General features: G+C 37.4%; 20 protein-coding genes. 1 reads left to right on the top strand and 19 read right to left on the bottom strand.

What is annotated here, in order from left to right:
• Window positions 1–7: 7 nt before the first annotated feature.
• From ACFPYN_RS01735 to ppx, 14 genes are all read right to left on the bottom strand, one after another.
• Window positions 8–883: a DUF58 domain-containing protein gene (locus tag ACFPYN_RS01735; RefSeq protein ID WP_377732167.1), complete on the bottom strand. Its 876-nt coding sequence runs from the start codon at window positions 881–883 to the stop codon at window positions 8–10.
• The gene (locus ACFPYN_RS01730) at window positions 880–1,872 is read right to left on the bottom strand and encodes an AAA family ATPase (protein WP_377732166.1); all 993 of its coding nucleotides are present in this window, start codon (window positions 1,870–1,872) and stop codon (window positions 880–882) included. The genes ACFPYN_RS01735 and ACFPYN_RS01730 overlap by 4 nt, the downstream gene beginning before the upstream one ends.
• Before the next feature lie 11 nt (window positions 1,873–1,883).
• Window positions 1,884–3,368 (bottom strand): coiled-coil domain-containing protein, encoded by a 1,485-nt coding sequence (locus tag ACFPYN_RS01725; RefSeq protein ID WP_377732165.1) that lies wholly within the window; start codon window positions 3,366–3,368, stop codon window positions 1,884–1,886.
• Window positions 3,369–3,381: 13 nt separating this feature from the next.
• A complete protein-coding gene (locus tag ACFPYN_RS01720; protein WP_377732164.1) occupies window positions 3,382–4,227 on the bottom strand; it encodes an ABC transporter permease in 846 nt (281 codons plus the stop codon).
• Window positions 4,224–5,159 carry an ABC transporter ATP-binding protein gene (locus ACFPYN_RS01715; protein WP_377732163.1) on the bottom strand — a complete coding sequence of 312 codons (936 nt, stop codon included), beginning with the start codon at window positions 5,157–5,159 and terminating at the stop codon, window positions 4,224–4,226. The genes ACFPYN_RS01720 and ACFPYN_RS01715 overlap by 4 nt, the downstream gene beginning before the upstream one ends.
• Entirely contained in the window at window positions 5,156–7,576 is a 2,421-nt protein-coding gene (locus tag ACFPYN_RS01710) for a hypothetical protein (protein ID WP_377732162.1), read from the bottom strand. The genes ACFPYN_RS01715 and ACFPYN_RS01710 overlap by 4 nt, the downstream gene beginning before the upstream one ends.
• A gap of 80 nt (window positions 7,577–7,656) precedes the next feature.
• Window positions 7,657–8,793, bottom strand: a complete 1,137-nt coding sequence (locus ACFPYN_RS01705; RefSeq protein WP_377732161.1) for an N-acetyldiaminopimelate deacetylase — start codon at window positions 8,791–8,793, stop codon at window positions 7,657–7,659.
• A 9-nt stretch (window positions 8,794–8,802) separates the two neighbouring features.
• Window positions 8,803–9,516 carry a 2,3,4,5-tetrahydropyridine-2,6-dicarboxylate N-acetyltransferase gene (gene dapD, locus ACFPYN_RS01700; RefSeq protein WP_377732160.1) on the bottom strand — a complete coding sequence of 238 codons (714 nt, stop codon included), beginning with the start codon at window positions 9,514–9,516 and terminating at the stop codon, window positions 8,803–8,805.
• Between the two features lie 72 nt (window positions 9,517–9,588).
• Window positions 9,589–10,479, bottom strand: a complete 891-nt coding sequence (locus ACFPYN_RS01695; RefSeq protein ID WP_377732159.1) for a LysR family transcriptional regulator — start codon at window positions 10,477–10,479, stop codon at window positions 9,589–9,591.
• 308 nt (window positions 10,480–10,787) lie between these two features.
• Window positions 10,788–11,231 carry a cyclic-di-AMP-binding protein CbpB gene (cbpB, locus tag ACFPYN_RS01690; protein WP_377732157.1) on the bottom strand — a complete coding sequence of 148 codons (444 nt, stop codon included), beginning with the start codon at window positions 11,229–11,231 and terminating at the stop codon, window positions 10,788–10,790.
• 1,078 nt (window positions 11,232–12,309) lie between these two features.
• Entirely contained in the window at window positions 12,310–12,552 is a 243-nt protein-coding gene (locus ACFPYN_RS01685; RefSeq protein ID WP_377732156.1) for a hypothetical protein, read from the bottom strand.
• A 59-nt stretch (window positions 12,553–12,611) separates the two neighbouring features.
• Window positions 12,612–13,382, bottom strand: a complete 771-nt coding sequence (gene fadH / locus ACFPYN_RS01680; protein WP_377732155.1) for a 2,4-dienoyl-CoA reductase — start codon at window positions 13,380–13,382, stop codon at window positions 12,612–12,614.
• 95 nt (window positions 13,383–13,477) lie between these two features.
• Window positions 13,478–15,580 (bottom strand): RNA degradosome polyphosphate kinase, encoded by a 2,103-nt coding sequence (locus ACFPYN_RS01675; protein WP_377732154.1) that lies wholly within the window; start codon window positions 15,578–15,580, stop codon window positions 13,478–13,480.
• Complete coding sequence (gene ppx / locus ACFPYN_RS01670; RefSeq protein ID WP_377732153.1) at window positions 15,573–17,123, bottom strand: exopolyphosphatase; 1,551 nt, start codon at window positions 17,121–17,123, stop codon at window positions 15,573–15,575. Before ppx ends, ACFPYN_RS01675 begins: the two co-directional genes overlap by 8 nt.
• A 144-nt stretch (window positions 17,124–17,267) precedes the next feature.
• On the opposite strand from ppx, the gene ACFPYN_RS01665 reads away from it, so the two are divergent.
• A complete protein-coding gene (locus ACFPYN_RS01665) occupies window positions 17,268–17,735 on the top strand; it encodes a YkyB family protein (protein ID WP_377732152.1) in 468 nt (155 codons plus the stop codon).
• 214 nt (window positions 17,736–17,949) lie between these two features.
• Here ACFPYN_RS01665 and ACFPYN_RS01660 read toward each other — a convergent pair whose 3' ends face one another.
• From ACFPYN_RS01660 to ACFPYN_RS01640, 5 genes are all read right to left on the bottom strand, one after another.
• Window positions 17,950–19,263, bottom strand: coding sequence for an MFS transporter (locus ACFPYN_RS01660; protein WP_377732151.1), 1,314 nt, complete (start codon window positions 19,261–19,263; stop codon window positions 17,950–17,952).
• Between the two features lie 23 nt (window positions 19,264–19,286).
• On the bottom strand, window positions 19,287–20,159 hold the full coding sequence (locus tag ACFPYN_RS01655; protein WP_377732150.1) for an NAD(P)-dependent oxidoreductase: 873 nt from the start codon (window positions 20,157–20,159) through the stop codon (window positions 19,287–19,289).
• 256 nt (window positions 20,160–20,415) lie between these two features.
• Window positions 20,416–21,660 (bottom strand): DUF4129 domain-containing protein, encoded by a 1,245-nt coding sequence (locus ACFPYN_RS01650; protein ID WP_377732149.1) that lies wholly within the window; start codon window positions 21,658–21,660, stop codon window positions 20,416–20,418.
• Window positions 21,630–22,814 (bottom strand): DUF58 domain-containing protein, encoded by a 1,185-nt coding sequence (locus ACFPYN_RS01645; RefSeq protein WP_377732148.1) that lies wholly within the window; start codon window positions 22,812–22,814, stop codon window positions 21,630–21,632. Before ACFPYN_RS01645 ends, ACFPYN_RS01650 begins: the two co-directional genes overlap by 31 nt.
• Window positions 22,811–23,749 (bottom strand): AAA family ATPase, encoded by a 939-nt coding sequence (locus ACFPYN_RS01640; RefSeq protein WP_377732147.1) that lies wholly within the window; start codon window positions 23,747–23,749, stop codon window positions 22,811–22,813. Before ACFPYN_RS01640 ends, ACFPYN_RS01645 begins: the two co-directional genes overlap by 4 nt.
• Between the last annotated feature and the right edge of the window lie 174 nt (window positions 23,750–23,923).

Genomic DNA, 23,923 nt, shown 5'->3' with positions numbered 1-23,923 from the left:
GCTCACCTCAGTTTATCCAGTTTGATCGAATCATTTGGTGGAACAAAATATGACTAATATCATCCTTCGTTTCAACCTTCAACGAATGAATACCAAAACGACGACAAAGTGCATCTAGCTCCAAAAAATGCTGCTGTCTTTTTTTTTCATAATCTTCTACTACTCGTCTCGATACTGAAACATTTAATCGATTTTCAGTCTCTCTATCAATCAATTGTAAATCGCCTGCAAAACTAGGCGCGATTTCATCACTCGATTGCACTAGAATTAATCGTATATCTTGAGAGAATCTAGGCAATCGACGTAATATTTTTTCCCACTCATCTATGGGTTCTAAGCCGTCAGAAATGATAAATAATACGGTGCAATCCTTCGCAATATGTTGAAGAGCTTGACTTGTAAATAAGGTGTTATTCTTAGACTCCGTTAGATTGGTTATGTAGGATGAAAAAGCTTTTCTGTACATAGCACCTTTGCGTCTAAAAGGCGCAATTTTTTCTTCAGTAGGCGTCGCAAATGAAAGGCGATCATCTCTACCTAAAACAAGTTGTCCAAGCGATATGGTTAATTGTTTTGCTAAAAGCCACTTTTTATCTTCCTGCATCGATTTTGAACTGTCGAGTAAAATATGAACACGCATTTCTTGTTCATCTAAAAAGCGTTTAATGAAGTATTTATCCGTTCTCCCAAAGACATTCCAATCAATTTGACGAACATCGTCACCAGGGTGGTACTCTCTAAAGTCTGAAAAGTCGAGGGACGAACCGAAACGCATTGATCGATGAGATCCTTTATGTTGACCTCGCAATTTCGATTTCGTCGCAATTTGTAAACGTCCAATTTTCGCAGACCAATCCTTAGGCAAAATGGAAGTTTCATTCATGATGTCTGTCCTTGTTTTATGGTTTGAAGTAGACTTTCAAGTATGGAATCTGCTGTTTTCCCTTCTGCTTCGCCCTCATAATTCAACAACATTCGATGGCGAAGAGCAGGTGTAGCCACTGCTTTTATGTCTGCAATTGAAACATGATACCTTCCAGCTATAAGAGCCCTTGCTTTAGCTAATCGAATTAGACTTTGAAGTCCACGTGGCCCGCTACCGTATTGAACGTATTGTTTTACGTCTTCAGTTGCATCTTGATTCGGATGAGTAGCGGAAGTTAAATCAATGGCGTAATCAAGCATATCATCCGCAATTAATACCTCTTTGACCATTTGTTGAGCAATGATTAATTCATCAGCATTCATGATCTTTTGAAGCTGGATGATTTTGGCACCTGTTGTTCTCATGATTATTTCTTTTAACTCTTCTTTTGTTGGATAATTAACATGTATTTTACATAAAAAGCGGTCCATTTGAGCTTCTGGAAGTGGATACGTTCCTTCCATTTCAATCGGATTTTGAGTTGCAAGAACAAAGAATGGGCGTGCCATTTGTTTTGTATCTCCTAGTACCGTTACCGTTTTCTCTCCCATGGCTTCGAGTAATGCACTCTGTGTTTTCGGGGTTGCCCGATTAATTTCATCGGCTAAAACCATTTGACTGAAAATAGGGCCTTGTCTAAATGAGAATGTTTGCTTCCCATCGTCTGTCCGCTCGATCATACTCGTTCCTGTTATATCTGAAGGCATTAAATCTGGTGTAAATTGAATTCGTGAGAAAGACAAATCCAAAACATCTGAAATCGTCCGAATCAACATCGTTTTACCTAATCCTGGTAATCCCTCAAGTAAAGCATGCCCATCTGCTAAAACTGAGTAAAGTGTGAAATCCACAGCTTCTTGTTGGCCTACAATAAATTGTCCGATTTCTTGTTTTACTTGGGTAAGACGCTGACTCATTTCTTCATAGTGTTGTGGTGTAAATGACATAATCAACCTCCTTATTCGCTTGTTTCAATTGATGAAAAATAATCTTGAACGATTCGTTGTAAGTCTGGGGGCAATTGCAGACGATCTGAGCTTTTTAAGTACGAGTCTTTATATGAACCAATCACATCACCATAGGGTTTAACTGTTCCTTTAGTAACAGGTACTGCGCTTTCTTGTTCTTCTGCTGAAGACCCTTCTCCCATTTTCCCACTGTCGACAGTAGATTCACTAGACCCGCCGAGTCTTGTAGGAACAGATAATAAATCGCGACTTCCTGAACCAAATCCGCCTTGAGAACCGCCTTGGCTTTGACCTTGACCTTGACCTTGGCCTTGACCTTGGCCTTGACCTTGGCCTTGACCTTGACCTTGACCTTGACCTTGACCTTGGCCTTGACCTTGACCTTGGCCTTGACCTTGGCCTTGGCCTTTACCTTGACCTTGGCCTTGACCTTGGCCTTGGCCTTGACCTTGACCTTGGCCTTGACCTTGGCCTTGGCCTTGGCCTTGTCCCGAGCTTTGACTTGAAGGAGTTTGACTATTCGACGGTTGACCTTGAGTAGTTCCTTGCGATCCAGTTTGGCCGTTATTTTGGCCTGGATTTGATGGATTCGCTTGACCTGAAGCTGTTTCACTAGAATTGCCAGTGGTCTTTCCAAGTTTACTTAAAGCCGTTTGGGTTTTACCTGCCTGATCAGCGAGATCTTTTGTAGCAGTTTTCAAAGCAGCTAATTCTTTTTTTTCAGATACCGTTAAGCCGCCTTTAGCATTTCCTGAATTCTTAGCAGCCTGCTGTTTCGCAACCAATTTTTGTTCTCGTAACTGAAGTTCTTTCTGCTTTTTAATTAACTCACGAAGTGCTTCTTCTGTAGTTTCTGTTTTATCTAAGTCCTTTTGTAATTGCTGAAGTTCTTTTTTTATCGACGCAGGTGAGTTTTTCTTAACTGCTTTTGCTACTTCTTTTTTAATTTTCTCCACTAATTCTTTTTCCATTTCAATATCTTTTGCTTGTAATTGGGTGGTTGATGGAAAAGCTATTAATAGAAGTAACACAACAATTGCCATTCCAATTCCAGTAAGAGATTTTACTCGCCACAAGTGTTTTTTTCTACGTTTAAATATATCGAACGAAAGATTTACTGTATGTGCTGTTTTTTCCCGTAGCGATTCTAACAGCCCTGACTCATCCTCACGCGCATGTAAGGAAGTTAACAATATATTGTCGGGAAAGTATTGATCAAATCGATGGAGCGAAGTCGTATACGACGGTTTAACAATCCCTCCCCAAATGAAGAGAACCATAAAACCTAAAGTGCCTGCTCCTAAAGCCCATAATTGAAAATAAGGAAAAACAAATAACCGAGATGTTACGTATACAATTGCACTAAGAATAAGTCCGAAGCTAAGTGCTGTTTGTATAACTCGAAATAAATGTTCACTTATTAATCGACTATGAACCTTATTGACAAAATACAGTATTTTCTCTCGGTTATTCATGTCATTCGCCTCCTTATTTTGATTTTTTCATATTGACACGTAATTTTTTTATCGAAATTGTAATAGCAGTAACAGCTAACAAGATATAGAAAATAGTGTATCCCGCCCATACTGGGAACTCAATTTTCGTTGCTTCACTTACCATATTCTCAGTACTAGGGTTCAATAATGTGAAAATCAATACCCCAGGATTGATACTTGCCCAAAAGTGAGCCAGTGGCAATGAATTTGTTGTAATACCGGTACCCATCATATTTACTTGTACAGCGATAATAAAGAAAAAGGCAGTAACTCCTGCCAAGAAAATCATAGTCCCGTAAGTCGCAATCATAGCAACAATCGTTTTTCTTGTAATCGTAGAAAACATAACACCAATACTTCCAACGGTAATCATTGTTAAAAAGAAGAATAAGAAAATCAACCCCAACTGACCAGGCGAGATTCCTCCAAATAAGAACACTAAGCTATAAATTGGCAATCCCGCAATTAACATAAGTACTAGGAATGCGATGGATGAAGACAATTTACCGAGTATAATTTGCATCGAACTTTGAGAAGTTGTTAATAAAATATTTAAGGTTTGTTTTTCTCTTTCCGTACTTATGGTCCCCGCAGTCAATCCTGGCGTAATAAACAAAATCAGGCCTAATTGAATATAGGTAAGTAAACCAAATAAGAAGAAACTTTCTTCCGGTCTAAAAAAGCCAGATCCGGTAAATGAAGTGGTTAAAAAAATGAAGCCGAATACGAAAATGCTCATGGCAATCAAGTAAAATAAGATACCTGTAAAACTTTTTAGCGATCTGAAGCGGAGCTTAACTTCTTTGACGAGAACAGGATTATTTACATTGACTCTCATACAGTCTCCACTCCTTTTGTGATTTCCATAAAGACATCCTCTAAATCCGTTTCTTGTTCGGCAAATGACAAAATGAATAAGTTCTCTTCTAAAGCATTTTTCAACAAACGCATCTGATCATCTTCAGAACCTCGATATTTAAATGTAATGGTATGTTTGTCATGAAATTCTTCAATACCACTCACGAACGGATCTTCTTCAAAGAATCGAATGGCACGATCAGCCAAACCTTTTAATTTAACGGTTATTAATCGTTCGCCTTTTAATTGAGCTTGAATATCTGATACCGAGCCGTGTGCAATTAGTCTTCCACCATCGATAACACCAATTTCATCACACATTTCAGCAAGCTCTGGCAAGATATGTGATGAAATAAGAATGGTTTTACCCATGCCTTTTAATTGTCTTAATATATCTCTCATCTCCACACGAGCACGTGGATCCAAACCAGAGGCAGGTTCATCTAAAATCAATACCTGAGGGTCATGAATCAACGCTCTTGCTAAACACAAACGTTGCTTCATTCCTCGAGATAGTAAATCTACATACTCATATCGTTTATGAGACAAGTTTACTAGTTCTAGTAGTTGTGGGATGAGTTCCTTTCTTTTAGCTTCAGCAATCCCATAACTTGCGCCATAAAAATCTAAGTATTCATCTGCTTTTAACTGGTCATATACGCCAAAAAAGTCTGGCATATAGCCGATTTGCTTACGAACTTCATGTGGGTCAGTTTTTACACTTTTACCATTAATAAACGCATCACCGGCTGTTGGCTGTAATAGTGTAGCCAATATTGAAAATGTCGTTGATTTACCTGCTCCATTGGCTCCAACAAATCCGAAAACAGTGCCTTCACTTAATGTTAAATTCAAATCGTTCAAGGCATAAAAAGAGCCGTATTTTTTGGTAAGCCCCTTAATTTCAATCATTTTTGGACCTCCCCTTTTAAACGCAATTCTGGTAAACGCGTATAGTCATCTCCATTTGAAGCTTGTTTGTTTACTTTAAATCGAACTTTCCCATCGCCTGAAATGTATTGATTTACATTTTCTTTAATTGAAAATCTGCCGCTGTTAACTTCTTCAAAAGATTTCGTTGAAACATTATAAATCTCGACAGTAATAGAAGTTGTATCTGTATTAGCAAGTTGCAATTCAGTCCATTTCACTTTATCCAGTGGGATGTTTGTTGGTATTTTCCAATCATACGAATACGCCCCATTTGACATCATCCAATCAAACTTACTTTCGCTCGTTTGATCATAATAACTAGATGAATCTTCTGGAATAACTTCGATTTCTAGTGAGGAAGCAGGTAGAGTAAATTCCCCACTAAAAACAGTGTCAGCAGTAAATGATTGATACACAACATTGATGGCAGACATTTCCGCTGGAGAATCTGTTAATTTTATGGGTACTATTGCGTCTTCTGTATGGGCAACAATAGCCGGTTCAGTTGATTGTTGACCCATCATTTGTGACATACGTATCAGACTATTCTTTCGTTCCGCTGGTAAGTCACTTGCTTTCATCGTCGTCATGGGATAGCCCATGTTTTGTGAATTCGATGGAATCCCAATAGGTAAAAGAAGTGCAGCACCAATAGGCTCATTTACTTGAAGGGATTCATTTGGCCCTAAATCACCCAGTTTAATCATTTTTGTACCTGACCAAATCGCAACATCTTTAAGAGCAAACGGAAATTCATTTTTCACCGTTCCTCGGACAATTCCACTTTCAACTGTCAAATCAATGACAAATTTTCCAGCATCCTTTAAAAGAGATTCTCCCAAAACAGAAGAAACCGACCAATACCCCACGTCACGGATAGTTAACTGATCTTTATTTGCCTGTTCTTGCAAAATGGACATGTTTAGAACACTCCCGCCAGAGTTCCCAGAGAATGAATTCATACGCTTAGATGCAACCATAGTTGTTCCTTCATCGGATTCAAAGGTGAAATCTCCACTTCGGTTAGACAATAAAGATTCCACATAGTAACCTGAAAGACTTTCATCATCTTGTACTTTATATAAACTAACTTGCTGAATTTGAGGTCGGACAAGACGATCTTTCGCTCCGTATGCAAAAATCGCTACAGAAGCCACAATTGAAATGGTGGGAATAATCCACCATGCATGCTCACGTTTATCTTTTCTCTTTAATAAGAAATACAATAAAGGTCCAACTAAAATAATATAGATAATGACAATTCCAATCATTAACGGTGTTGAAACTTGAAAGGACGGGAATAATTCGTTTGTTTGACCAACTTCGTAAGTCATTTGTTCTTTCAAACTTTGACCATAGTTCTGATTCATTTGATTGACAGGATTGCCAGTAGCTTTCTGAATTATTTCAGTGAGAAGGAATGTGTAATTGGCTTGTTTAGAAAGCGGCTCGTCACCCAAAGAAAAGGTCGTTTGGATAATCGCACCCGAACCAATGGATCTCATAGCGGCGACTGCCTTATTTTCAGATTTCATCAGTACTCGAGCATTATCGTTAACTTTAGATCCAAAAAATGAAATGTCTTCTGTGAATTCTTTGTTGCTAGCAAAAGCTGTTAATGACTCAGCTCGTAATGTATTTCTCTCGTCATTTAAAGTTAATGGTAATTGTTCGGATAATAATCCAAGTTCCGCACTTGTATTGTTGGATGCACCGACAAGCACAACCCCACCAGTTTGAATCCAGTCCAGAATTGCTTGCTGTTGTTCCTTGTCTAAATCGGCCAACACATACTCATCAATTACTAAATAATTAGCCATATCATAGGCAGCTTTATCAGTTGGAAATTGATAGTCTTTTATTTGTCCTAGATGAATAATTTGGGAGCCACCCATACCAGATAGTTTCATCGTGGATATAGCCCGTAATCGGTCTGCGCTTTCAGTTAATGTAAGAAAAAAGATTGTTTCTGGTCCAAATGAAGAAGGCTTCACATTTTTACTGCCTTTATATGCAATATCTTTACCGTTCTCCCAACCACCTTCATAAAAATAGAACATTTGATAAGAAGTATTATAATTCATATCATCTGATAATCCAGGCAAAGCCAAACTCAGTGTTTTAGTTTCCCCTTTTCCAATGGTAAAAGGGATTGCTTTTGCCGATCCGACTGCATATGATTCTGAATAATCGATGACTAAATCCCCAGAGAACTCATCTCCTGAATTCACCACGGTTATTGTTAGAGGTAAACCCTCCCCATATTTAATTTTATTTTGATAACCTGCTGTCGCTTTGACATCCAGTTGAGGTGCTGCAGATGCTTCTATAAATGGGATAAAACTAAACAATAATAATATAATTAATGCGAAAAACCATCGAATATTTTGCTTCATTATCCTTCCCCCTTGTCTCTATATTAATTAGTACGAAATATCTACATTAAAGTTGCCAAAAATCAAAAAAATCATGATAACTAAAAGTTATCATGATTTGACAGCGAACGTATATAAGATTCTGCAAAAGGTACGAGATAATCGATTACTTTTTCATCTGGATTGAGTTTGGCATTGTGAAGTCCATAGATTGAATCAACACCAGCCCAAAAAAGCAAGCCAGGGATTTCTTGAAGGAAGTAGCCAAAGTCTTCTCCTGTCATAGCTGCATCACATTCTATTGAAATAGTTGCTTGATGTTGATCCGCGAATTTCAAAAAATCTACTGTCATCTCTGGCGTATTAGAAACTTGATAGTATCCCGAACCATAATCGATATCAACTTGGCATTCAAATGCAATTTCGGTAGCTTTACACAATGCTTCAATTCTATTTTTAACTGTATCCATGGTTTGAGCATCCATCGTACGAATCGTTCCTTCTAATCTTGCGTGCCCTGAAATAATATTTTGAACCGTCCCAGAAGTCATCTTACCAATCGTCACGACTGCTGAGTCGAGAGGATTAATCGAGCGACTGACAATCGTTTGAAGTTGTAATAAAAGACTAGCAGCAGCCACCGACATATCTTTTGTACGATGTGGAAACGCTGCATGTCCCTCTACGCCACGCAGATCGATAAACAACTCCGACGTATTCGCAAATAATAACCCTGGTCGAGTTGCTACAGTACCCACTGGATATTCTGGTGCAATATGAAATGCGAAGATGATATCAGGTAGAAATTCAGGATGTTGTGTTTTCAACCATTGTCGCATTGGAAGTGCACCGCCTGGCCCTTCTTCAGCAGGCTGAAAAAGGAAAACCATTGAATCGTTAATAGGTGTTTGATTAATTTGTCGCAACAACCCTAAAGCCACTGTCATATGAATATCATGTCCACATGCGTGCATATACCCTTGATGAGTTGATTCATAGCTTAGAGATGTTTGTTCTTCAATAGGGAGCCCGTCAATATCTGTTCTCCAACCAATTGTTTTAGTAGGATTTAATCCTTTTACATGCACAACAATTCCAGTTTTCCACTTCACGACTGTTAACCGTTGTTGATGTAGTGATTCTATTTCTTCTAATAAATAAGCTTGTGTTTTAACTTCTTGAAAACCGATTTCAGGAATTTGATGTAAATCACGTCGAATTTGTTGAAGAGTTTTCATCCTCGTATCCTACAATTGACGAAGTTCATGCATGATTTCTGTTTTTGATTTCGTTTTATCATCGATTGCTTTAATAACTTTTGCTGGCATTCCGGCAACTACCGTATAAGGAGGAACATCTTTAGTGACGATTGCACCTGCTGCTACAACTGAACCCTGACCAATTTTCACACCTTCTAAAACAACTGCGTTTGCACCGATCAGAACATCGTCTTCAACAATAACAGGCATAGCTGATGGCGGTTCAATTACGCCTGCTAGTACTGCACCTGCACCGATATGACAGTTTTTACCGACTGTCGCTCGTCCACCCAAAATCGCACCCATATCAATCATTGAACCATCACCTATAACAGCGCCAATATTAATTACAGCACCCATCATGATGATACAATTGTTTCCGATTTCTACTTGGTCACGAATAAATGCACCTGGCTCAATTCGAGAGTTAATTCCTTTTAAATCTACTAATGGAATTGCCGAATTGCGACGGTCATTTTCAACTACCACGTCCGTAATTTGATCTTTATAAAGAGATAAAGCTGTTTCAATCTCAGACCACTCTCCAAATAATACTAGAGAATTTCCTTCTCCAAATATTTTCGTTTGATCACCAAAAGAAAGTCCCTTTAAGTTTTCACCATTTACATAAACCTTTACTGGTGTTGATTTTTTAGCGTGTTGAATATAAGAAATAATTTCATATGCATCCATTTGTTTCATCGTTGATGAACCCCTTTCAATCTTGCAAAATATGGACTAATTGTACAGTAAATCAGAGCATAATACACGTATTTAATCTGTATAATCATGCAATTTTTCTGCATGTTCTTTCACAACCTCGACAAAAGCTTCCACTTGTCTTAGTTTAAAGGCAGACTCATAGCCTATTAACCATGTATCACGCGTCAATTCAAATTCCTCTGCTTGATTAGTTAATGCAATTTTATTCACTTTCTCTAATCCGCTTAATGTTATAGAAGGTAAAATGGCATAGCCTATTCCATTTAAGGCCATTTGTTTGCATGTTTCAATTTGATCCACCGTAATTTGGCGTCTTGGACTAGAGGAGAAATGACGTTGCCACCATGCTTGGATTTCTTGATAGTAGTTGGAGTCACTTTTAAATTGAATAAAAGGTCGGTCAGTTGACAAAACATCTTGAACTTCTTTTAATTCCTGGTCTACTAAGTAAAGCGTATCACGGAATAAATGGATTTTTGTACCCTTCCATTCTGTGTGGCCACGGACAATCCCAATATGAGCTTCCCCATCATATAAAGCTTTAACAATTTCTGAACTCCAACCTGTAATAAGTGAAATTTTTGCTTCTGGATACTTAGTAACAAAATCTTTTAACACCATTGGCAACCAATTTTGTCCAACGATCGAAGCACATGCAATTTTTAATGTCCCATGAACTTTTGAAGTCAACGATTGAAGGATTTCGAAAATTTCTTCTCGTTTTGATAGCGTATCATTAGCAAATTGAATGACAATTTCACCAGCTGGCGTTGCAGTCAAACCCTTTTGCGAACGCAGGAATAGTTGCGCTCCCCACTCTTTTTCAATCGATTGAAGTCGTTGAGATAATGCAGGTTGTGACAAGAAAAGTCGTTCCGCTGCTTTTCTCATATTCCGCTCTTCTGCTAAAACTTTGATGATTTGAAATTCATTGGTTGTCACTCATTTCACTCCTTTCAAAACTGAGATATGTATGTATAGTGATAAGATGTTTTCATTAAATGACGGTCTTTGTTTGCCAATGCTATGCTCCTGCGGTTACTCGTCGCAACATGCAAAGTGCGTTGCAACACCTTCATGCCAATTCCTGAGTGCAAAGAATGAGACCCACACAAGTATGTGGGTTTTCATGTTTATTGGCTCCTGATGAACATGCGGCCAGCGCAAATGACGATAGGGAACAATATACTATTACAGAGAAAAATGAAAAAAGAAGATCTCCAATGGAAATCTTCTTTCATTTTTGCATACTACTGATTATTTTGATAGATATGTTTTTTAAGTTGTTTTAAGACGACTCGTCTCGTTAAAATGCCTACAAATGTTTCTTCATCATCTACTACACATAAAAAAGGATGATTGATTAATAGGTCGAGCCCTTTTTTAAACTTTTCATTAATATGAATAGATGGTACGGGTGATTGCATTAAAAGATCAACTTTTAAATCTGGCAACCGTTCATATTCAATGTGGTCTAACCCTAAAATGGCATCTGTTATCCTTTGAGTACTAACTAAACCTTTTAAGCGGTATTTAGAGTCTAATACTGGGATGGATGAATAACCTGTTTTGGTTAATACTAGTAAAGCATGTTCTGCACTGTTTCCCATTTGCACATGTGCTACTTTTTCTGACGAGATGATGAATTCTTCGATTTGCATATCCAAAAAATCTCTGCTTGTAACCGAAATCATACACTTCTACTCCTTTTTCTGTTCCACTAGTGAACAGCATACTACTCATTTATCATATCATATTCCGGCTAAAAACACTGACGTAAACCTTTATCAAAAAGAAAAAATCATTGTCACAGATATCTATTACTCTAATGAGAATTGGTTTTCATTCCGCTTCCAGCGTTTCCTCTAATGCACAATGAACTAGAAATTAATGAAGTTGGGCTTGTGTCTTCTAACCGAATATTTCTCTTTAAATCGACTAGGCTTTGAGACGTGTTTGAGCGATTGATTTCCAGTTTAAGTGTAAATATTTCAAAATCGAAAGTGACACCCGTTTAACAAATCATCCAGCAGTGGTTCTTCGTCCTTCGCTCCCAAGCAACCTGGACGAACACAGTTCAGAACGTTTGGTTTACTAGAGAATTAGAGTTTCCTTTATTTAGATATTCAACCGAGCATGGTATTTCGCCCTCTTTTTGCTTATTATATTTTCAAGATTAGTTTTTCCAAAAGTGTTCATTACACTTACGTAAAAGAGGCGGTATACGCTGATAAAATTGCCCCTTTTTGTCTGCTCAACACTCTTGCGGGATTGTTAATGAAAGAACAGTATAAAATAAAGAAACGCAGTAGTAGCCGAAATAGTATTTTCGGCTACTACTGCGTTTCGTTGAAGATAATGACGATTGTTTAGTAAACCAAAATCAACAAATAATTTGTCTCAAGGTTGAAGAGGAGAGACGAAAGTACCCTAGCCGCAAGATCACCTGCAAAAGCATGTGGGTTAGGGGGCAGCATGGCGCTTTTCTAAAATTCCCCGGAAACTTGACTAATAATGTTCTTACAGGATTTTTATCTTTCGTGATAAGGTTTCCAAGTCGGTTCGGACGCATATCTGCGGCATCATGGTCTCAATAACAAAAATGAGGGCTTTGTGAATTCGTCGCGTCGCCAACCCCTTCATTTTTCTGATCATCCTTCGGTGTGTGTTCGTCGTTTCTTACTTACAACCTGGATGCTCAAAAGAATAATCATTTGGTTTACTAAAAAATACCATTTTATTCTTTCTTTTCTTTCAAAAAAACTTCCTCACCTAATAAGGTGAAGAAGTCGCATAAAAATATCCGATTAGGACGATGACAAACACTAATGCAGCTACATAGACCAAGAAGATCGGATTAAGTGTCATAGGATGATCTTTAATTGCTGCTGGAATTGGTGCATCGTTTGTTTGTTCTCTTTTTCTTTCAAATACCATAATTCTTCTCGTCGCATAATACCCAATTGCACAAATAATAACTATCACGCCTAATAATGGCCAAGCCCATAAACCCATTTTAATCCTATCCTTTCAATGGAGTAGAGTTAGTATGGGTTAAGTTCTAAATTTTAAGCTTAAAATGGAAATTTATTTAACCATTGTCCACCATCTAACGTAACAATTTCACCATTCATATAAGCTGCTTTGTCAGAAAGCATAAACGCAGCAAGGTCGGCAATTTCTTCAGGTTTGCCAAGTCTCCCTAGTGGCACAGATTTTAATGTCCGTGCAGCGGCTTCTTCAGATTCCCACAACTTATCAGCTCCACCCGTACGTTCAATTGGTCCTGGAGCGATTCCGTTTACTCGTATGCCATATTGAGTTCCCCATTCAACTGCTAAGGTGCGTGTTAAAGACATAACACCAGCTTTTGCAGCAGCCGAGTGAACTACACCTGCCCCAGCATTCCATGCATACGTAGCTAACATATTTAAAATTGAACCTTTTTGTTCTTTTTCAATCCAATAATTCCCTACAGCTTGAGAGCAATAAAAAGTACCGTTTAAAACGATATCAATCACTGATTTCCATCCATTTGGTGAGAGTTTTTCTGCATGAACAATGAAGTTACCAGCCGCATTGTTTACAAGTCCGTCAATTCGTCCAAACATCTCGTGAGTGTAATTGATCATCGCTTTTACATGTTCTGGTTCACGAACATCCATTTGAAAAATACCAACATGACTAAAATCATGGGAAATGGCTTTTTGAGCAGTCTCCAAACGCTCTAAATCACGTCCAGTTATTACTACATTTGCCCCTTCTTCCACAAAGCGCTTTGCCATATAAAATCCCATTCCACTTGATCCGCCAGTGATAATAATTGTTTGGTCTTTTAGTAACATTTTAAAACCCCCTCATAATATTTCTGAATATTCATTCATAAATCTATTATGCCATTACTATTCCACAAAAGTATATAAAAATTGCAAATAAAGCTTTATTCTTCATCGGTCGAAATACGATATACCAATTTTAATAATTCTTCCTGGCTGTTTAAGGTGTCCTCATTCTTTTTTGGGAAATGGTAATGATATTCACCATGTTCATCTTGCTCTCGTGACTTCGCAGTATCTTGCATTTGAAGCAATATAACATTCATAACCCGTTCTTTAATAAATGTATCAATCAGCGGAAATAGAATCTCCACTCGCTTGATCATATTTCTTGTCATCATATCTGCTGAAGAAAGGAAAACTTGATTTTCGCCATTTTGATGAAACCAATAAATTCTCGAATGTTCTAGAAAACGTCCGACTATACTAATCACACGAATATGTTCACTAATCCCTTTAATTTGAGGACGTAAACAACAAATCCCTCGAATAATTAAGTCTATTTTCACTCCAGCAATTGAAGCTTCGTACATTTTAATAATGAGTTCTTTATCTGTAAGTGAATTCATTTTGGCACGAATATATCCATTGCCGTGTTTCTTATGGAAAGCAATTTCTTGATCAATCAATTTCATGAATTCATCTCTAATATCATAAGGAGCCACAACTAGATGATGAAAAACAGGTTTTTCTGTATAACCACTTAAATAATTAAAGAAATTGGTTGCATCGATGCCAAAGTTTTTCTTCGTAGTAATGATCCCCATATCCGTATAAACTTTTGCTGTTTGATCATTGTAATTTCCTGTACCTAAATGAACAAATCGTTCAATACGACCGTTTCGGCTTCTTACGACTAATGTGATTTTTGAATGCGTTTTTAAATTATGCATTCCATAAATAACTAGGCATCCTGCTTGTTCCAATTCTTTAGCCCAGTGAACATTATTCTCTTCATCAAATCTTGCTTTCAATTCAACTAAAACCGTTACTTGCTTACCATTCTCTGCCGCTTTTTTCAGCGCATGAATCATGGGAGAGTTTCCACTTACTCGATATAAAGTCTGCTTAATTGCTAGTACACTTGGGTCTTCGGCTGCTTCAGAAACAAATTCAATAATCGGTGCAAAAGATTCATACGGATGATGAAAAAATAAGTCTTGCTGCAATGCTTTTTCAAATATTTTCTCATCTGATGTCAAATCAACTGGTGGCTGTGGAATGAAGTTTTCAAACTCTAACTGTTCTCGACCAACTCGGATTTCTTTAATGAAAGCAAACAAAAATGTCAAATCTATCGGACTTTCAAGCTTAAAGACATCGTCTTTATGTATCTCAAGTTCGTTTAGTAAATAATTCAATACTTCTTGATTAATTTCATTTGCGCGAACTTCTAAACGACTTGCTGCACCCCACTTACGTTTTTTTAACTCTTTTTCAATTTCTACTAACAAGTCACGTGCACCCTCTTCATGAATGGTCAAATCAGCGTTGCGGGTCATTCGGAAAGCATTCACAGATTTTACCTTATAGCCATAAAACAATGTGTTTATTTGATCAATTATTAAGTCTTCCAAGTAAATAAACGAATCTCCTTTTTTAGAAGGGACTTTTATCATTCTAGTCAAAACGGAAGGAACTTGAACGATTGCAATTTTTTCATTAATTTCTTCTTCACTTTGTTGTTCCAAAATGACAATAATATTCATAGTTTTACTTAAAAGTGTTGGAAAAGGTCGATAGGCATCCACAGCTACAGGTGTTAACACAGGAAAAACATGTTCTTCAAAGAAATGTTGTGTAAAGATTTTTTGGGGTTTAGAAAGCTCAGCCATTTTTAGTACTTGTACATCTTCGTTTTTTAATTGTTCATAAACAAGTTGTTGATAAACACGGGAGTGTCTTTTAACCAGGTCATGCGTTTTTTGAGAGATTTTTTCAAGCTGTTGTTTGGGAGTAAGCCCTGCTTTATTTTCAGGTTTTTGAAATCCTACTCGTACTTGGTCTTGAAGGCCCGCTACGCGCACCATAAAAAATTCATCCAAATTGGAACTGAAAATAGCTAAAAACTTCAATCTTTCAGCTAATGGATTCCGATCATCTTCAGCTTCCTGTAGAACACGTTCATTAAAAGCTAACCAACTTAATTCGCGATTGTTGTAATACTTAGGGTTGTCTTTTTCAAATACCATGTGTTGCTCAGTCATTCGAATCTCCATCCTTTACTAAAAATTGCAAATTGACCTCACATTTACATAACCGCTCTAAATGTTTCTTTTGCTTACCTGCTTGATACTCCTCAGCCATAGCATTTCCACTTACGAAAATCTTCATTCGAACACCCTCTTTAGAAGATTCTATTAATAAATCATTCACTATAGAGCGTTTCGAACCATTAAGACCATAAGCAAATTTCAATATCGCTCCCAAATCTCTCAATTGTTTTAGTTCTTCTTTTTCAATCCATTGTTCAAATGGAGCCGCGTACCCTTTAAACGTATCTTTACTTTTATAAGAAGCCACTAGTGCAAGCTTCAAGCGATCCAAATGCTCCAAGCCATCAATGGAACGATTTGATAAGATATAGAATGTATGTTGACTAGCAGAATCCGCATCAATGTACTCACCTAGATAGAAAAGAGAGGCTGCTCGTTCAAGTAATAGCAAGTTAGCAGGCGACTTTTCGATAATTTGATTCTTAACAAATTCCAGATAGATTTTACGTGCTAAAAATTGTAGATGTTCTGCTTCTTGAAGATTAATTTCATATTCCGCTGCTAATGTTTCACTACTATTTTTAAATACTTCATGTTTATTAAATGCTTCTGGGTGCCTTTGCAAAATACGGTTTAGCATGATGCCTTCTCTTAATCCTTTTCCACTGAACATAAATTCATCTGCTTTAACCACTTTCATCAATGCTCGGAAAACTTCGAGTGCAGGTAAAATAATGTCTGCTCGATCACTTGATAAACCTTCAATTTTCTTCAGTTCCTGAATAGACAGATCGGTCAATGTATCACTTAATGTATACACATCATGCACGTTCATTTTATATTGATGGACGCTTGATATAGGGTATTCTTTTCTTTGCTGATCAATTTGAGCAATATTACGGGCGCTCCCACCTATGCCGATGACAGGTAATTTCAAACCATTTAGCCAAGGAAGAGAACGAAATTGAGCTTCTGTAAACAATGCCAATTGTTCTTTTTCAACAGATGTCATGCGATCTCCCTTCATGTATTGTTGCTGAAGAGAAACAACGCCAAAAGGAAAGCTATGCGTATACTGTAACTTTTTATTTTTGAAATAAGTTATTTCAGTACTTCCTCCACCAATATCAATCGTTACAGCTGACTCAGTTGGTACAGAATGTGCCACCGCTACAAAACCAAAATACGCCTCTTCTTCTTCTGATAACACATCGATCTCTAACCCAGTTTCTTTTTTCATGCGGTGAATAATTTCTTCTTGGTTGGAAGCTTGACGAATGGCAGCTGTCGCAGTTGCAAGGACTTCTTGCACATCATAGTCTTTTAACATTTGTCTAAATGATTGTAAAATCTTTTGAAGTAATTCAATACCTTCTTCGGACATTTCACCGTTAGATTGAATAAATGTACGTAAACGTGCCACTGTTTTTATATTTTCAAATTCTCGTAGACCTCGTTTTTCATCGTAGGAATAAATGACTAATCGAATGGTGTTAGAGCCAATATCCAAAATGGCTGTTTTATGTTTTATCATTATTTATCACCTTTTCCATATTTTTTTGATTTCTTCTATACATATTGGTAATAAATTGGTATGATAATATTTAATTGAATGCTCTGAATTTTTCTTTATTCTTGCATTATTTCTCGTTTTCGACGACACGAAGGGTGGGATTACATGAAACAAAATAGGACTGATGAACAATTAGCTTCTGCTATTTATTCAGTAAATCGTCATGCAAAAACAGCAACTGATAACAAATTTCTTTATGAATTAAAAAGATTAACCATTGAAAAGATGATTGAAACCGGACGTGCTAAAAAATTGGGACTACACTTTGTGAAAAACCCTCGATTTAGTCAACAGCAATCTTCTGTGTTAGTTCAATGTGCTGATTACTACTTTCATCTTTTACCCAAAAAAGAAGATTTTCAAAGTCTTACACATTTGGGACATTTAGATGAAAACTACCGTAATCCACAAAGAAGAATGAGTTTGAATATGGCCAAACAACTTCTCAGTGAGTATACAGGCTTATCCCAGACGATTATTAAGAAGAAACCCACACATGCTCCCACCTCAATGTCTAAAAAACAACCTGTAAAAAATCGTTCTTATACTTTTGGAAGTACTTACTTAGATTAATTTAATTTTACAAAATGCCGGAACCCAACAAAGTGGTTCCGGCATTTCTTTTTTAACGTTTTAATAAAGGTATAAGTTTTTCAAGCTACACCTATGAACTTATAATAGCTGTGTCTAGCTCAAGCGCTAGCTCGCTGGTTCCTTTATGGATTCAGAAAGGCGATTAGCCTTTCATCCTTCCAGCAACTTTGTCGAGCTCTTATCTAAGTTATCCCTACTTATGATCCGTTGAATCATGCTTTAAGCGTAAATGAATGATTAATCCGATAACGGTCATCACAATAAGTGTTGATAAGGCAATACGACTTGCAAGTGGACCATAATCTTGTAGTTGATACGTAATCGTCCCGTATAGTACTGGACCAATGATTGATGATACTTTACCTGAGAAAGCAAAGAGTCCAAAGAATTGACCTCGTTTGTCTTCTGGAGTTAATTCAATGATGAGTGTTCGAGAAGTTACCCACATGGACCCAAGAGAAACGCCGAACATACTACCCGCGATCCAAAACATCCATTGATCGTAAGCAAAAACCGCAACAAATAGCGAGACAATCATTAGAACTGCGACAATCGTTACAGCATTTTTTGCTCCGATTCGTTTTGTAATATAACCAAACACAAACGAACCGATGACGGTGGAAATCGTAGAGACTAGATATAAAATAATGAATTGCCCCGATGAAAAACCGACTATGACGGTAGCATAAATCGCCATCATGGCAATTGTTGTAGCAATCGCGTCATTAATAAAGAAATACGCAATCATAAAAGTGAAAACGGACTTATGAGACTTCATATCTTTAAAAGTTTTAATAATCTCTTTGTAGCCATCAAAGAAGGACCCTTTGACACGTTGATTTTTAGGTATTGGCGTATCTTTATTTATAAAGAATAATGGCAATGAGAACAAGAAATATAAAATAGCTGTGGGAATGAATGCTTTGTGAAATTCACCTTCACTAACTAGTAAATAAACAAGCAATCCAATAATCGTTCCGATATACCCCACTGCAACACCGAACCCGGATATTAAAGGCATCTCTTGCTTTGTTCCTAAATCACTCATCATAGAGTCATAAAATACAAGACTCGAATTGAAGAAGAATTTTGCAATAACAAAACTTATGACGACCAAGGCATAGGACAGTGGTACTCCCCACAAAAGAGATTCGGTTTTAATTCCACCAAAAACCCCCATCATAAAAGTGGCAATGATTGATATTGATGCAAACCACACGATAAATCTCTTTTTGTATCCTGTACGATCAATCCATACACCGAATAAAGGAGAAAACATGACCAAGAAAAAGCTTGCAAGTGCATTCGCATACGAAACAAAAGTGCTGGCTACTTGTTGTCTTGCCACACTGGTCCCAATTACCTCATCGGTATAAAAAGGGAAAAAAATAGTGTTTATATTGGACGAAAATATCGTATTCGCAAAATCATAAAAAGCCCAAGATAAAATCGGTAATGATAGATAAAGAGCTATTGGACTCCGAGGAGTCGTTTGTTTATGGTCCACTCTAACACCTCACTATTTTCATACTATTTGTTGTACGCTTTTATTAAACTTTGTGTCCCCTCATTTGCAAAACCTTGCTCTGCCAAGTTCTGATACATGGCATAAGCCATTTCTAAACCAGGCAATGTTACATTCATTTTTTTAGACTCATCCAAAGCAATGCCCATGTCTTTTATGAAGTGTTTCATGTAAAAACCTGCTTCATAATCAGCGTTTAACATTCTAGGCGCTAGATTAGTTAATGACCATGAACCTGCAGCTCCTGTAGTAATTGACTTTAAAACCAATTCCGGATCAAGTTTCGCTTCTTTTGCATAGGTAATTGCTTCACAGGCTGCAATCATTGAAGAGGCGATGGCAATTTGATTGGCCATTTTTGTGTGTTGACCCGCTCCAGCTTTTCCTTGATAAACTACATTTTCACCAAACGTGGAAAACAAAGGTTGGATTTTATCGAAAACTTCTTTGTCTCCACCAACCATAATCGATAATACACCTGACTTAGCCCCAACATCCCCACCTGAAACTGGTGCATCAAGTGAACTCATGCCAAGTGATTGTGCTTTTTTGTATAGTTCTATAGCAAGGGTTGGTGTAGATGTAGTCAAATCGATAACAATCAAATCTGACTTGCCGTTCTCAAAAATACCTGTATCACCATAATAAATTTCTTCTACGTCTGATGGATAACCAACCATCGTGAAAATGACTTCCACTTGTGAAGCAACTTCACCCGGGGATTCCGCCCAAGTTGCGCCTAAATCTAGTAAGTCCTGTGCCTTTTCTTTAGTACGTGTATAAATTGATACATCATGGCCTGCAGAAAGTAAATGCTTAACGATACTTTTCCCCATTACTCCTGTGCCAACAAAACCTACATTTACTATATCACTCATTATATAACCTCCAAGTTATGAATCATTTCTAATGTCTATTAGTTTAACAAAGTTCCCAGATTTAAGCATCTGAACATTCCGAAAACAGGAATATTATTTTTGATTTCCTCTGGCAAATTTCATAATTTTAATAGATGGAAAAACATATGTACACAAAAAAAGTAGGACACATTCCTCTCGGGAAATGTGTCCTATAAAAAGGGGGAAATGAGAATGTTGCTGTGTTCAATTATAATATGCCCACATTTCTTTTTCTCTAAACCTCTTTATCAAAATATTTTAATAAAAGTTTTTGCAATTCAATCATAAACCATTCTCCATCTTCAGCATCCATTTGTTGCCCACTATAACGAACCATATCATAGACCTCATAGAAGCGTTCAGAAACCTGCCACTCTTGTCGTTTAAACCATTCTCGAACTGTCTCATTTGGTTGTCTACTAAAACCAAATTGTCCAGCTTGCCTTTCAAAATCTCTGTATTTATCTCGTACCAAGTTCGTATCGATCGAATAGAGCCATGTTGTTGATGACTGCTTTTCAACAATAACAAGTTCACTTCTTTCCCTGTCATACTGTGCTTGGTCATTCAACACTACATTTGTTTCTATTTTGTTTTTTGATAAACGCCAAACGAGTAGAGCAATCCCAAGAATACTAACTGCAACAACTATGGTAGTCCAAGGGAAGTCTCCAGGTGCATTTAACCATTCAACTTGTTGTGTTTGTTCCGGTTTTACATCTACTTTACCTTTTCGAGCAGTTTCAAGAATTTCTGGTGGATTAATGGATCGCTTAAAGATGTTTTGCAACCATACAAACAACAGACCAACCGGATACAAGACAAATTCAATAATGTTCCCGAATAGTATGACAAACCATTCTCGAGCCTTGCTACCTATTCCAACCATTAAAGCAAAGGTAACTGCTGCAAAAGTGATAATACTGAAGTAAATGAAAAGCACTTTCGAAAATGGTACATGATTTGCATTTTTTGATCGTAACCATTGGACAATTATTCGATCTAGTATGAACAAGACAGAGCCTACAAGAACTAGGATGATTACATCTTGAATTGCTTGTGTCTTATTTAAAACCGTTAGTAAAAAATAAGATAAAGCAAACATCACTACGAGTAATGTAAAAAAAGAACCATCATGCGTAGCGTCTTCTTGTAGTTTTGCATACCGCTCCTGAACTCGCCAAATTGAAAAAGCAATAATGACCACAAAGAGCCAAAATGGAGCGTCAAATAAAAATACAGTTAATCCGACAATAACAGAAACAACAAGCGTGATGGCTATTTGATATCCGGTTTTTATAAACAAAAGATTAACTGCTAAGGCAATACCAAATAACACTGCAATCCATAAATAAGGTGTCGATAGTAATGTTTCACTCGGCAGGAATATCAAAACAAATGAAGCTAACCATGCATCTTGCAAAAACTTCCCAAATGATTCAAATTGCACTAACGACCTTGAAGGGGCTGTTCTTTCCAACCGATTTCACCTCCAAGACTTTGATTTACTCTTACCTTTACATGAATATCTTTCGACCACTTCGCTACATAGGATGCCATCTCTTTTGCATCATGTGTGAAAATAACAACTGATACAGGCAAGTTCTCATGCATATCCATATGTGACAACATCCGAGTAAATGGCATTGTATTATCATTTTTCGATAGAATTGACAGCAACTCCATCGCTTTTTGACGTTGCTTTTGCCCATCACCTATAGGCAAGTACAAGTAAGGCGTTACCCCAAAAGACCTGACATTCACGGCGAGTGCAAATGGTATTCCTTCTCGGTAGTAATAATCAACGAAAGAAGCAATTTCCTCGATTCGTTCTTCTAAATCCGAAATAATGGAATAACGGTTAACCACGTTAAGTACGAGTAAGGCGGATTCATTTGCCACTTGTGTAAAAACTTTCGTTTGGAGCTTTTGCATTCTTGCACTGGCTTTCCAGTGAATATGATGAAACTGATCTGCTGGTTGATAATCTCTCGTACCAACAGGTGAAAATAAGTCTTGGAATAAGGAATGTTTGTACTCGCTATCGCCGGGTTTTAACGGGGAAGCTTTTCTCATATTCTTTAACGGATACATACGAGGATAGACCATTTGCTCCATTAATAATAGAGGTTTATGAACAAGTAAGACCGACCCTTCCCCGAATAAGTGAGGGACAGTTAACTCCAATTGTTTGAGTCTAGATAGTCCTCTTTTTTGACCTTCGATTGGTATTTTAACTGTCACCACTTCATTTCTTCCAATCGTTAAAGGAACCACAATTTCGATGAGCTGAGAATGACCTACTTGCAAATTAACAAGTGGTTTTACCGCGTCTTGAAAATATATTCTCAGTTGTCCATTCCAAATAGGGAGTCCCTTGTTTTCAAAAGTTAATTCCCAGTTTGATTGACCACCTTTAAACAAGCGACTCCTCTTTTTGTTGTTAAGCAACGTCAATGTCTGTCCAACCTGTTTAAAATAATAGATTTGCAATAACGCTATGACACCTAAAAAACAAAAAACTCCTGCCGCAACGTATTGCACGAGAATAATTGACATCGTAAAACTTAGAAAAATAATAGTAAGGACCCAATTCGATTTGGTTGCTCCATAATATTCTCGTTGCCAAATCATCTTACCATTGCCTCAACAGGTGCTTGAACGGATTCAATGATTTCTCGAAGAATGTCTGCTGGCTCACGTATTAACATGCCTTCAGCCGACAACATTAGACGATGTGTAGAAAGTGGCTCTACCATCAATTTGACATCATCCGGGATAACGTAAGAACGTCCCTTAATGAAAGCATGTCCTTGAGCAGCGTGAAGAAGTGCAAGTGAAGCACGGGAACTTAACCCGAGTTCCACTTGTGGATGCTGTCGAGTCGCGTGAATGATTTGTAAAATATATGTCTCTATGTCGTCATGAACGGTAATCTTCCTAACCTCACTTCGCCATTGTTGAACGTCTTCAATTTCAATGATGGATAAGGTTTTTACTTCTCCTGGTGATTGACTAAACTCTCTTAAAATCTTTCTCTCTTCTTCGAAGGTTGGATAATTGATTTCAATACGAAACAAAAAACGATCTAGCTGAGCTGCTGGCAATGAAAAAGTTCCTTGTTGTGACTCTACTGGATTTTGAGTTGCTATTACCATAAATGGCTCTGGCAATTTAATGGTCTCTCCATCTATTGTCACTTGCTTTTCTTCCATGGATTCAAGAAGACTTGATTGTGTTCGCGGAGTAGCACGATTAATTTCATCTGCAAGTAATATATTTGTCACTACAGGACCTGGTCGCATGATAAACTCTTGTGTCTTCGGATCAAAATAGCTAATGCCGGTGACATCTGAAGGTAAAACATCTGGCGTAAACTGTAAACGTTTAAACTTTCCTTTAAATGCATGGGCAAATGATTTGGCCATCATCGTCTTACCAGAACCAGGCACACTTTCTAGTAACACGTGACCCCCTTGAATTAATGCAATTAACATAAAATCGATTTCTTTTTCTCGGCCTACGATTGCATCATTTAATGTTTTTCTTAATTGATTTAATTTTGACAAAGTAAAACCCCCTGTTCCAATTGTGTAAGTATATCAGATTGAATTGGATTATTAAGAATATAAATACAAATCAGATATTTTTTACAAATAAGAAAAGCGGAAAGCGCATTCTAGCTCGACACCGGCGCTGGAATGAAGAAAGGCGAATCGCCTTTCTGACCCCACAAAGGGGCC

The organism is Paenisporosarcina macmurdoensis (assembly GCF_042658845.1).
GTDB classification, from domain to species: Bacteria; Bacillota; Bacilli; order Bacillales_A; family Planococcaceae; genus Paenisporosarcina; species Paenisporosarcina macmurdoensis.
The sequence above is the reverse complement of the archived record's forward strand: the minus strand, read 5'-3'. Positions and strand labels throughout refer to the sequence as shown.